The following is an 11648-nucleotide window of genomic DNA, read 5'->3' as shown; positions in this document are numbered from 1 at the left end:
GGGCCTAGACAATCCTTATTCTCGCTGGTCAGAGGCACTTTTCGCCTATCTGATCACCTGCCGGACAGCCCGCTTCATGAAAGCGCGAGGTTAGGCCCCACCTCGGGGTGGGGCGCCGTGAAGGGTCCCCGACGGTGCGTTGGGATGGGCCGAGGCGAGCCAGTTGCTGGGTGAGCCCGTCGGCGCCTCGGCGGGTCGGGCGTCGAGCAGGGGTCAGGCGCCTGTTTCCAGGACGTGCTGGAGGGTGGTGAGTTCGGTGTCGACGAGGGCGACCTGCTCGTCGAAGAAGGCGTCGGTGAAAGTGGGGGGCTGGAAGAAGGTGATCATGAATTCGGTACCGACGCCATTGGGGACGACGCGTGCGGGGACCTGCCAGGAGGCTTGGCTCTCGACGTAGTCGTGGTCGAGGAGGCCGAGGTCGGCGTTGCCGCGGATGCGCAGACGGGCGGGGCCGTGCGGGGTGGTCATCAGCCACCAGTCGGGGTCGTCGGTGGGCTCGATCGCCTTGATGTTGACGACGGCCCAAGCGGGCCAGTTGGCCGGGTCGGCGAGGAATGCGAACACGTCGGCGACGGGGCGGTTGATGGTGACGGTCTTGGTGACCGAGCGGGCGGTGGCGGGGCTGGTGCTCATGTCGTGCCCTTTTCGGGTGGGGGTTGCGGGGCGCCGACCAGGTCGCGGATCCATGCCTCCATCTGGAGGATCTGGTCGGGGGTGAGGTTGGCGAAGAAGTGGGCGTCGTTGCGGTCGGCGATCTCTGCGAGGCGGGGCGCAAGGTTGCGCCCCTGGTCGGTGAGGGTCAGCCGCAGGATGCGCTTGGAGTCGGGGTCGGGTTCGCGGGATATCAGGCCTTTGGCGATCAGCCGGTCGACGAGGCGGGAGACCGCGCCGACGTCGATGTCGACGTAGCGGGAGACCTCGCGGGTGGTGGTCGCGTCGCCGCGGTGGACGGTGATCAGGACCGCCCATTGGGCGACGGTCACGCCGTGCTCGGCGAGCTGTCTCTCGAAGCGGCCGTGGACCTCGTCGGACAGGCGGCGAAGCCAGTAGCCGAGATGGTCGTGCAGGCCGCTGGTCTGTGCAGTCACGTCTCCAGAGTGAACGCTGACATAACTGTTGTCATGACAACACTGTGTGGACCTCCGCCGTGACCTGCGGTGCGAGGAGGTGGGCGGCGTGGTCGGCTAGGTCCCAGAAGCAGCGGGCCGGTTCGCAGTCGCGCTGGCCGAACTCTGTGACCGCTTCCGGCAGTTCGGCACACCGGCGCAGTGGGAGCGGTTCTCCGCCGCTGCCCGGGCCTACTTCCTCGGTCTCGTCTGGGAGGCGGCCAACCGTGAGGCCGGCCGGGGCCCCAACCTCGCCGACTACGGCCCGATGCGCATCCACTCATCCGGCATGGTCACGGTCTGGGTGACGCTGGACGCGGTCGACGGCTACGCCCTGAGCGAGGCCGACTACCACCTTCCCGGTCTGGCTGAGCTCAGGGTCATGACCGGGAACATCGTCAACTGGCGCAACGACATCTACTCGTACGGGCGCGAGTCGGAGAACCAGGGCCGGACACTGCACAGCCTGGTGGACGTCGTCGGGCGCCTGTACGGGCTGGACGGGCAGACGGCGATTGATCACGCTGCCCGTATCCACAACGACGAGCTGGTCCGCTTCCCGGAGCTCTCCGACGAACTCCGTCGGCACGGGGGACCGGAGGTGGCCGGTTACATCCCCGACATCGACGACTGGATCATCGGGAACCACGAATGGTCGCTGGTCACCATGCGGTACGAGGTGGCGAAGTACTTCACGCTCCCCGATGGAGCAGTTCGATAGGACACACCGAGCTCACCCACTCCTTTGTCGGACGGCCGACATGCCTCGAGGCTCGGCCCTCGGTCCTCCCGCAGCCGGGCCGTGGCCGTCTTGAGCTGATCCCGCTCCGCGCGCAGGATTCTGAGTTCTGCCGTGGCCAGTTCCAGGTCAGCCGCCAGTGATTCGGCCGAGGTGTGCGAGCCCGCTTCCGCCTCGCGTTGTGCAGCCCCGCTCTGCTTCCTGATCGCTTCCTCGATGTGCTCGCGCAGTCCCTCGGCGTATACCAGCCAGTTCGAGACCCGTGCTGTGCGAGCGAGTTCGAGGAAAGTGACCTTCTCTCCCGTCGCAGCCATCTCGTTGAGGGTCTTGAGTACCCGGGCTCGTTTGGTCTCGCTGTCGCGGGTTCTGGCCTCGCGCAGCATTTGGGCGGGGGTCCGTTTTACCCTTGGCCCGATCCTGCGCCCGGTGCGGATCGGCGCGGTTTCTTGTTGGCGGACGCGGTAGCGGGGTAAAGATCGCACAGGTCCTGCGATATGCGCGTGGGCGGACGAGACGAGGAACCGTGGCAGAAAGCCGTTTCAGTGACACCATCGCCCAGTTGGAGGCGGAACTTCCCGGCATCGAGGCCCGGCGGCGGCGTCTGGAGGACGAGCTGACCGCCGCTGTGGCGCGCGAGAACGCCGTACGCGGCGCCATCCAGAGCCTGCAGGCCCTGGCCGGGCTGCCGGCCTCGCAGGGCACCACTGCGGTGGGCACCATTCGGGCAGAGGCGGACGCCATCGCCGGGGTCCGGCCGCGGCAGCTCGCGGCCGAAGCCGGGGCGGCGCCGGACCGGGGCGGGGAGCCGGCTGAGAAGGCCACCGCACGCACGGGCACGGTCACGAAGACGGCGAAGAAGACCGCCGCCAAGAAGGCTGCCCCCGCGAAGAAGTCCACAGCGAAGAAGGCCACAGCGAAGAAGGCGGCACCCGCGAAGAAAGCCGCGGCGAAGAAGACTTCCGGCAGCGCGCGGCCGCGCACCGCGGCGAAGAAGTCTGCCGCGACCCGGAGCACCGGGCCGGTGCGCACCGGCGCCGAGCCGGCCACCGAGAGGAGCGAAACGGCTGCGCCCGTGCCCGGGCGGCGAGCGACCGGGGCCACCTCCGAGAGCGTGCTGGGCGTGCTGGCCGGTGCTCAGGGGCCGCTGCGGGCCAGGGAGGTGATCGCCCGGCTGGGGATCGAGGAGTCGGCGGACAACGTGAACGCGGTGCGCACCATGCTGGAGCGCCTGGTCAAGGCCGGCCGGGCGCAGCGCCCGGGTCGTGGCCTGTACGCGAAACTGGACGGCTGACCCGCGGGCCCAACCGACGGCCGGTTCGCGAATCTGAGATGCCGGGAGGCCGCCGCCTGTGGGTGGCGGCCTCGTGTGCCTTCCCGGGGCCTCGGCAGCCTGGGTGCTGGGAGCAACGGGCGGGCCTCGTCCCTGGTCAGAGACCCCGCACAACCGGTCTGCTCAAGCGTTCGGTCACTGCCTCTATCGGAGCCGGCGCGTGGGGTTCAGTAGACGTCCGCGAGGCGGCACGGCTCTCGGACGGACGGGCACAGCTCGGCCGGGTGGTCCGGGTCCTCCTTCGGCGGAAGCTCGACCACTGACGAATCGGGGTCGGGCGTCGGCTGGACGGCGTAGCGGTACTGGACGACGGTGATCGCCTTGCCCGCGCCGAGGTCGACCGTCCGCTGGTGCAGCGGCCCGAACCGGCTCCCCCCGCCCTGCAGCACGACCTGCCCGGTGTCGACGGGGAAGACTGTGAAGTAGGAGGGCTGCCGCAAGCCGCCGATCGTTGACGGGCTCTGCCCGGAGGTGTAGGACGCGATCGAGCCGTAGGAGAATCCCGTGGCCAGGTTGCCGTTGACACGGCTGATCGAGGCGAGGCACAGGTAGGAGTCGTCCCTCAACCACACCACGTCCGCCCGGTCGTGGGCGTCCTCGCTGCGGTCGATCACCGCCAGGTTCGCCAGGGTGGGGGCGGGGCAGGGCTGCGGCGGGTTCTTGGCCAGCTGGTCCACGATCCACTGCGCCGCCGCCGGAGCGGGCTCGGGTAGCACCACGGGGTGCGCCGTCACCGTCGGGGTCGCCGTCGCCGCTGCCGTGGATGCCGCTGTCCCTGCGCCGCCCTGCCCCGTGCAGGCTGCCGCCCCCAGCGCCAGCACCACCACCGCAGCCACTGCCGCGCCCCCGCGCCGTGCCGTGCGCCCCATCATGCAACCCCCGTCACCTTGTTTGCCCCTCCCCGAAACGTTCGATCACATCCTGCCCGATCCGGCGGGCCGGAAGTGTCCGAACGGCAACGGCCGTGTGCCGCGGCGGCTACGGGCCCAGCCCGGCCGCGCGACAGGGGCCGGCGCGGCCGATGCCCGGGCGGCCACCATCTTCGCCGAGTTCGGCGACCGGCGCGGCGAGGGCATGGCGCTGACCAGCCTCAACGCCCAGCCCCAGGTGCGACAAGTCGGCGGGGACGCGCTCGGCATGATCTGGTCCAAGAACGCCAACGCCTGGGAGCGCGGCCACGCCTACGCCGCCGCGTTCCACTGCCAGCACGGCCACCTGGCGATCCCGGCGACCGCGAAGCCGGACGGCTACGCGGTGGGCGCGTGGATGCGCCGCCAGCGCAAGGCCGAGAACCTCACCACCGACCAGGTGACGAAGCTCGAGGCCTTGGACGAGCTGTGGCGGTTGGAGCCGGACTGGAACCGCTCCTACCGCCGCCTGCTCGCCTACCTCGCCGCCGACGGAACCCTGGACGGCCCGGCCAACCGCCCCGGCAGCGCGGACGATCCGACGTTCCGGCCCGGCACCTGGCTGCGCAAGCAGGCGGGGGCCCGCACCGACGGGCAGCTGACCGGCCAGCAGACCGCACTCCTGGACGCACCCCACCGGCACGCCGAGACCGTCGCCGCCTGATCCGCCTCGTCCATCTCGCCGCCCCGCTCCCGACCCCGGAGGTATCACACGATGACCGACACCACCCCGGAGCCCACCACGGACGAAGACCTCAACGAGCGGTTCCCGCTGGCGCTGTACCGCCACGACAACGGCGAACTCATGATGTCGACCACCCACGTCACGGCCCTGCTGCGCCACGTCGCGGAGACCGTGCGGCTGTGGCGGGTCCGAGGCCAGGTGCCGCTGGATTTGATGACCACCGCTCGGATCTACGACGCCCTGGTTGCACTACGCCGCCGACCTCGACACCGCCGTCGCCGACGCGCACGGGCAGGGCGAGCCGGCGGACCGGACCCGGGCCGACGAGGTCGCGCGCCACCTGGAGGGGGTGGCCGGCGCCTATCTCGCGGCCGGCTGACCCGCCCCGCATGCCCAGCCGTCCCGGCCCACCCCGGCAAGGACGGCCCACCCGTCCCGAGGAGAAGCGAGGCACCCCATGATGACCGACCCACCGGCCCGATCAGCACACTGCCTACTCCGTTGCGCTTCCGGCCCGGCCTCGTCAGTCGGTAGCTCTTGGGGTCGTGGGCCGGGTGGGTGGTTCTGAGGGATGAACGGGTGTTTGGGTGGTGCGCCTGGCGTCAAGCGACCCGCACCCGTCGACACGCTGGCGGTCAGCCCGTGTGATCCGATGAGAGGACCCGCCCGTGCCACCCGAAAGAAGCTCGCCTGCGCTTCGGCAGGCACCGATCACGGCGAGGGGAGCACTTGTCGTCTCGCTCTGTCTGACCTCACCGTCCGTGGCCCTTCTTCCTGCACACGCGTGGGCGGCCGATGCCCCGACGGCTTCGGCGAGCCACGCCGTGGAGGCCGCCCCGCCCAGCCTCCGGATCGCCGGCGGGGAAGAGCGCCGGCCGAGACTGAGCGCCGCGCTGCCGCCGAGCGTCGTCGATGCGAGTTCGAATGCCAGCAGCACCGGCGGCTTCGGTGAGCCCTCCATCGCGATCAACCCGGCCAACCCCGATCAGATCGTCATCACCCGCTTCCACCAGCAGTTCTGGAACGCCGCCACCAGCAACCCCGTCAACAGCCCCAATGCCGATCTGCTCTACTCGACGGACGGGGGCGTGAACTGGTCCGAGAGGACGACGATCACACCGCCGCCTGGTGTCACCACAGGTGTGGCCCCGTCCGACCAGACCATCGACTACGGTCGCGACGGCACGCTCTACGGCACCTTCCTCACCTGTCCCAACAACTGTGCCCAGCAGCAGGTGGTGACCGGCTCGACCAGCGATCCCGCCAACGCAGCGTCGTGGACCTGGAATGCCAACGGCGGGAGCACCCAGTTCACCAGCGGCACGCGCACCGTTGCAGACCAGCCCTGGCTGGTGGTGAACCGCGATCCGGACGACGCGACCAAGGACAAGGTCTACGTCGGCTACGAGGACCTCGCCCCTGTGACCCCAACGGCGCAGGTCGCGGTTTCGAACGGGGTCAGCCCGGTCGACTTCACCCTGGACAACTCACCGGGCACGGTCGACACGAACAAGGCGACCAGCGCCGGTATCCGCCTGGCCACCGAGCGGCAGCACGGCTGGGTCTACTCGATCTTCCAGACCGGCTCCGGCACCGGCGACCCGCAGAACATCACCTACCGGCTCAACCGGTCCAAGGACGGCGGGAAGCACTGGAAGCTGGGCGGTGGTACCGAGACCGACAACCAGGGCATCGCGGTGGCCACGGCCGACACCCACCAGGGCAGAACGTACAAGTTCGGCGGTGTCAACGCGCTGATCGGCGGCATCGACCACGCTGCCGTCGACCCGTCCAACGGCGACGTGTACGTGGCCTATGGCGTGGCAGTCGGGGGCAACAACCAGATCAGGATCCGGCGGCTCACCGACGACGGCGCGGGCAGTCTCACCGTCGGGGCGGAGTACAACGTCTCCACCTCGACCAACGCGGCGCTTCCCTCGGTCGCGGTGCTGGACGACGGGACGGTCGGTGTCCTCTACATGACCTCCGACGGCACCAACACCAGCGGCTACCCCATGTTCTCCGCACATCTCGCCCGGAGCACCGACCACGGCGTGACGTTCACCGAGCCCGCCACCCCCCTGCAGTCGTTCGCCTCATCGCAGAAGCCCGCGACCGGCTGTGCGGGCGACCCCAACTGCTCCACGCAGCGCGTCCTCGGCGACTTCCAGCAGATGAAGGCGGTCGGCAACGTCTTCTACGGCACCTTCCCCGGCAACACCAGCGGGGTGGGCGCCGCAGGCCCGCCGATGGACGCGATGTTCTTCAAGACCGTGCGCCAGGACACGCAGACCTCACTGGCCTCCTCGGCGAACCCCTCGGTGTACGGCCAGCCGGTGGACTTCACCGCGACGGTCACCCCCGTACCCACCGGCGGCACGGTCAGCTTCACGGTCGACGGGATCCCGCTCGGCGCTCCGGTGCCGGTGGACACCACGACGGGGCAGGCGACATCGAGCAGCATCGCCACCCTGAGCCCGGGACCGCACAACGTGGACGCCGTCTACAGCGGCAACGGCGACTTCAAGGGCAGTACCGCCACGACCCTGGTCCAGACGGTCAACCAGGCGGCGGTCGCCACGACGCTGGCGTCCTCCGGCCCGTCGGAGTTCGGCCAGGCCGTCACCTTCACCGACACCGTGTGCGCCGCCAGCCCGAGCACCAATCCGGCCGCAGCGCCGACCGGAACGGTGACCGTCCGCGACGGCAGCACGCTCCTGGGCACCGGCACGCTGTCGCCGGGCGGCGGCACCAACTGCAGCCAAACGCAGGTCAGCACCTCCAACCTGCTGCCCGGAACGCACACCATCACGGCCCAGTACAGCGGTGACGGCAACTACCTGGCCGGCAGCCCGGAGTCCGCCACCCAGACGGTGAGCTGCACCAGGACCATCACCGGGTCGGTCCCGAACGCGGTGTTCGCGGGCAGCGGCAGCACCTGCATCGTCAACGCCACGGTCGGCGGCACGGTGCACGGCGCTGCTGGTGGCCTGCTGTTCATCAGCAACTCCACGATCCATGGCAGTGTCCTGTCCTCCAACGGTGCCAGGTTCGGCGTCTGCGGCAGCACGGTCACCGGATCGGCGAACATCTCCGGCGCCAGCGGATTCGTGCTGATCGGGGACCCGGGTGACGACGGCTGCACCGGCAACCGGATCACCGGCCAGGTGGCGCTGTCCAACAACCACAGCGGTGCGGAGGTCATCGCCAACCACATCGGAGGCTCGGTCCAGGTGCAGGGGACAACCGGTACCGGCCCCTTCCCCGAGGACTCCCGGGCCGAGATCGAGGGCAACACCATCGGCGGATCCCTGGCCTGCTCCGGCAACGTCCCGGCGCCGACCAACGACGGGAACCCCAACTCCGTGGCCGGCTCCCGGCTGGGCCAGTGCTCGACCCTGTGATCACTGCCACCACGACCACGGACTGAACCGGGACGCTTCGAAGAAACCTGATGCATCCCGGCCGAAGGGGCCCGCATGTGCGGGCCCCTTCGCTGCTCCGGGCCCAGCCGACACGGGTGCCGTCCCGATCCCGCCGTCCCGGATGAGCGGGCTCCCGGCTACTCATCACCCAAACCCGAGGGGACGAGACCTCAGACCAGGGACAGGGGCAGGCCACAGTCGGCGGGCACCCTGCCACATACGTCAGCGGCCCACCGACCTCTGGGCCGCGTTCAATCATTTGGTCGGACGGAACCTACACCTACACCGTCTCCAGCGGTTGGCCAGCGTCGGTCTCCTATGGGGAGTTGCTGCGAGTGGCCGAGGGCCTGCACCACTCGTGAGTCAGCGCGGTGGCCGAGCTAGGGCCCTCCACCGACCGCCGGCAGCGAGGTCGCCCCCGGCCAGCACCGCGCACGCCGTCAGGACGAGGACCACGGCCACGCGTGCCGCGCTCCACGCGGATCACAGGGGTCCGGCACCTGGGCCAGCCGCTCCAGCAGGCCACGCACCTCCCCAGCAGCCGCTTCGGGCTGCTGGGGAGCTGGTCAAGGGCAGTGGGAATCGGGGGGTGATGCCTCGGCAGGCGCGGTCTTCCACTCAGGTCACGCGGCGCAGAGAACTCCATGAGCTGGGAACCCGTGCCCGCCTTCCCTACGCACGTCGCGTCGCGCCCGCGTACGATCACCAGCCGTCGCCGATGAAGTGAGGCTGGATCGATGCCCCGTACCCCAACGCCGATACACCTGACCGCTGTCACCCTGGCCTTGACCGCTCTGCTGGCTTGCGCAGCCTGTGCTGGACAGACCAATGTCGCGCCGTCCACTCCCGTGCCGACGAGTGCCGCCGCGTCAGCCGTCGCCGCAAGCCCTCCGCCGACGAGTGCCACCGCGTCCGCCGTCGCCGTAAGCCCTGCGCCGAGCTCGGGCCGACCGGACCAGCAGCAGCTGGACACGGCCGCAGACGCGGTCTCACGCCTCAGCACCTCCTACCAGGATGTCTTCACGGGCCTGATGGTGGACGTTCCGGACGGTTGCGTCATCGTCTACCGGAAGCCGGGCGGTGGCGGCTTCGACGCCGCCCTCGCTCACCTGGGTCTGGGCGTGCGCATGGACCTGCGCGACGCGCCGCGCTCGATCAGCGAGCTGGCCGCCACCCGCAACCGGGTCGTCGCACTGATAGGGCACACCAGCGACTACAGCATCGTCATGGTGGGCGACGGATCGGAGGTGAGCTTCACCCGCGGCGTGGTGGAGGTCGACGTCAGCGGAAATCTGGCCAGCGCCCAGGCAGACCTGCGCGGCCGCTTCGGCAACCGGGTCACCGTCTCAGTCGCCCAACCGCTCTACGGCTGACCGGACTCTCCGCCCCCGCGTTCGACTGCCAGAGGGCATTTGATGAGAGTAGTTTGCCCTTTATGTCCCAGTAGGTTCCTCGCCAGGTCGGTGTGGTTTCGTCCGTTATGCGCTTGGCGAGCTCCGGGTGTGCTGCCGGCGAGGACGGCAGCACACCCGGGCTTTCTCGGGGCTGTGGCTTCGCCGCCGTCCTCGATAGTGCCGATGACGCGCTGGTGGTACTGGGCGAGGGTTTCGCCGCCGGGCAGGGGGAGTGGGGTGCCGGTGAGGGTGTACCCGGCCACCGCACGATCTTCAGGAGTCCACATAACCTCCGATGATCACGCGGTGGTCGTTCCCCGTTCTCTGTCGGATGCCAACTGGTGCCACTCATGGCCGCATCCGTTGATGCAGGACCGTGCCCGCCGACGTGCATCCGCGATACTCAAGACCTCGACCAGCAGCCGGAACGCCTTGGTTCGCTCGTAGACGGGATCCAACCTGGCGATCTTTCCCAGCTGATGTTCGATCCGTCCGCCCGTGATCAGCACTGCCGGGGTGTGGGTTGGCCGGATCCCGGACCGGCGGATGGCCTCCGGGCCGTCGTCGCTGGTGGCGCGCGCCTGCACACAGAACTGGGCGAGATCCCGCAGCGCAAGAGACTGTTCGGCACTCGGCAGGTCCTCGAACCAGTCGATGCCTTGCGAGATGGGACGCAGCCCCTGCGCCAACTCATTCAGGATCACCGCACGCTCGCGCATCAGCCCCCGCCTCCACGAGCCACCCAGACCGGCAGCCCGAGAGTCATCCAATCAGATCTTAAAGTGTGACTGGAGTACTAACTATCCCCTTCCCGCCCGGTGTCGGGCCGGCCTTGTCCTCGTGGCGGGTGTGGGTGCAACGGGGTGTTGCGCTGGGGATGCCACATGGGGTGTCGGCGTACACAGGTATGTGCTCAGCGGGGTACAGCCGAAGGTGCTCAGCTCGGCGGGGTTGGGTGCTCCAGGAATAAGCATGCGGCCGGCTGGAAGATGCCGGACACTTCATCGGGTGATCGTGATGCAGCCCGTCGTGGAAGAGACCACCCGCTGCGGCCGGCCGACCCGCGCGGCTCTTTTCTCCACGGACTGCTGACCCTCGACCCCCTTTTCGCAGTCGGCGGTCTGCGGGTGACGGATATGTCAACAGGCGTCACCTTCCTGCCCGGGTGCTGCGACGGGCTGGAGGACTGGCGGGACTGGCACCGGCTGATCAACGACGGCGGCCCGCTCTGGTTCGGCCACGATCCTGTGCCACCGCTCGCCGAACGCATCGGCGACACCGTTCGGCTCACCGTCGACAACTGCCGGCACGACAGCCCGCTGATCGAACTGCCCGTAACCAAGCTCGGCCACCTTCTCGCCGACGCCGAACGCGACCTGGCCGACTTCTTCACACTGGCGGCCGACTGGGTCCCCGGACATCTGCCCGACCACGCCGACTCCGTTGCCGCCGCGCTCGCTCGACTTCTCGGACTGCCGGGTCCGGCCGCACCCCCAAAGGCATGAGCAACAGCAAGACAGAGCCGTGTGATCACCTACGGCGCAGTGGGCGCGTTCACGTGTGCCTGGCTGGGCAGTTCGACATGGACGCCGACACCGCCCAACGACCAAACCAGACCAAAGTCACGGTATTGGAACTGGACCGGTACTTCGCACGTGACATCATCCGGTCCGTGACCCCTTTCCGCCGGCGTCCTTCCGCCGCCCGTGTGCTCTTCGCGCTCTACGCCGTCGTCCTCGTGGCCCTGGCCGTGTGGCAGGCGCTCCAGCCGTGGAACGACCCGTTCGACAGCTCAGCCGCGCTGCCGGCTCTCGCCTTCGTCCTGGCCGCCCCGGGCGCGGTCATCCCCCTCGTCGCGAGCGGCATCGGCGGCATGGTGAGCGCCCCGGTGTTCAACGCGCTGGCCATTGTCGTCGCGCTCGCCGAAGCCGCCCTGCTGCACCGAGCAGTGCGCTCGCACCGGTCGAAGGCCGCTGCGAGCAGCGACACCGCACGCCGGGCGGATCCTGCCGCCTGAACAGCGGAGGCCGGGCGAAGCCCCTCCAGGTGGTCCGCATCCTG

The 11648-nt window shown here is 69.5% G+C and carries 12 protein-coding genes and 1 pseudogene; 8 read left to right on the top strand and 5 right to left on the bottom strand.

The window, feature by feature from the left end; translation table 11 throughout:
- Positions 1–213 precede the first annotated feature (213 nt).
- Both ACZ52J_RS41275 and ACZ52J_RS41270 read right to left on the bottom strand, forming a co-directional pair.
- Entirely contained in the window at positions 214–633 is a 420-nt protein-coding gene (locus ACZ52J_RS41275) for an SRPBCC family protein (protein ID WP_465626438.1), read from the bottom strand.
- Positions 630–1088 carry a MarR family winged helix-turn-helix transcriptional regulator gene (locus ACZ52J_RS41270; RefSeq protein WP_465626436.1) on the bottom strand — a complete coding sequence of 153 codons (459 nt, stop codon included), beginning with the start codon at positions 1086–1088 and terminating at the stop codon, positions 630–632. Before ACZ52J_RS41270 ends, ACZ52J_RS41275 begins: the two co-directional genes overlap by 4 nt.
- Before the next feature lie 118 nt (positions 1089–1206).
- Here ACZ52J_RS41270 and ACZ52J_RS41265 point away from each other — a divergent pair.
- A pseudogene (locus tag ACZ52J_RS41265) lies at positions 1207–1827 on the top strand (terpene synthase family protein); the annotation flags it as partial.
- On the opposite strand, the gene ACZ52J_RS41260 reads toward ACZ52J_RS41265, so the two are convergent.
- Positions 1716–2228, bottom strand: coding sequence for a DUF6262 family protein (locus tag ACZ52J_RS41260; protein WP_465626434.1), 513 nt, complete (start codon positions 2226–2228; stop codon positions 1716–1718). The pseudogene ACZ52J_RS41265 and the gene ACZ52J_RS41260 overlap by 112 nt on opposite strands.
- A 140-nt stretch (positions 2229–2368) precedes the next feature.
- Here ACZ52J_RS41260 and ACZ52J_RS41255 point away from each other — a divergent pair, with 140 nt between their 5' ends.
- The gene (locus tag ACZ52J_RS41255; RefSeq protein ID WP_465626432.1) at positions 2369–3136 is read left to right on the top strand and encodes a type IV toxin-antitoxin system AbiEi family antitoxin domain-containing protein; all 768 of its coding nucleotides are present in this window, start codon (positions 2369–2371) and stop codon (positions 3134–3136) included.
- A gap of 206 nt (positions 3137–3342) precedes the next feature.
- On the opposite strand, the gene ACZ52J_RS41250 is transcribed toward ACZ52J_RS41255, so the two are convergent.
- The gene (locus ACZ52J_RS41250; RefSeq protein WP_465626430.1) at positions 3343–3894 is read right to left on the bottom strand and encodes a hypothetical protein; all 552 of its coding nucleotides are present in this window, start codon (positions 3892–3894) and stop codon (positions 3343–3345) included.
- Positions 3895–4141: 247 nt separating this feature from the next.
- Here ACZ52J_RS41250 and ACZ52J_RS41245 point away from each other — a divergent pair, with 247 nt between their 5' ends.
- The 4 genes from ACZ52J_RS41245 to ACZ52J_RS41230 all read left to right on the top strand — a co-directional run bounded on the left by ACZ52J_RS41245 (position 4142) and on the right by ACZ52J_RS41230 (position 9566).
- Complete coding sequence (locus ACZ52J_RS41245; protein ID WP_465626428.1) at positions 4142–4747, top strand: helicase associated domain-containing protein; 606 nt, start codon at positions 4142–4144, stop codon at positions 4745–4747.
- 265 nt (positions 4748–5012) lie between these two features.
- Entirely contained in the window at positions 5013–5147 is a 135-nt protein-coding gene (locus tag ACZ52J_RS41240; protein WP_465626426.1) for a hypothetical protein, read from the top strand.
- 382 nt (positions 5148–5529) lie between these two features.
- Positions 5530–8172, top strand: a complete 2643-nt coding sequence (locus ACZ52J_RS41235; RefSeq protein ID WP_465626424.1) for an Ig-like domain repeat protein — start codon at positions 5530–5532, stop codon at positions 8170–8172.
- 1052 nt (positions 8173–9224) lie between these two features.
- Positions 9225–9566 carry a hypothetical protein gene (locus ACZ52J_RS41230; RefSeq protein WP_465626422.1) on the top strand — a complete coding sequence of 114 codons (342 nt, stop codon included), beginning with the start codon at positions 9225–9227 and terminating at the stop codon, positions 9564–9566.
- A gap of 320 nt (positions 9567–9886) precedes the next feature.
- On the opposite strand, the gene ACZ52J_RS41225 is transcribed toward ACZ52J_RS41230, so the two are convergent.
- Entirely contained in the window at positions 9887–10306 is a 420-nt protein-coding gene (locus ACZ52J_RS41225) for a DUF5958 family protein (protein WP_465626420.1), read from the bottom strand.
- A 417-nt stretch (positions 10307–10723) separates the two neighbouring features.
- On the opposite strand from ACZ52J_RS41225, the gene ACZ52J_RS41220 reads away from it, so the two are divergent.
- Complete coding sequence (locus tag ACZ52J_RS41220) at positions 10724–11092, top strand: hypothetical protein (RefSeq protein ID WP_465626418.1); 369 nt, start codon at positions 10724–10726, stop codon at positions 11090–11092.
- Positions 11089–11604, top strand: coding sequence for a hypothetical protein (locus ACZ52J_RS41215; RefSeq protein WP_465626416.1), 516 nt, complete (start codon positions 11089–11091; stop codon positions 11602–11604). Before ACZ52J_RS41220 ends, ACZ52J_RS41215 begins: the two co-directional genes overlap by 4 nt.
- Positions 11605–11648 lie beyond the last annotated feature (44 nt).

The organism is Kitasatospora sp. NPDC034035, from assembly GCF_055575755.1.
This window is presented reverse-complemented; position numbering and strand designations above follow the sequence as displayed.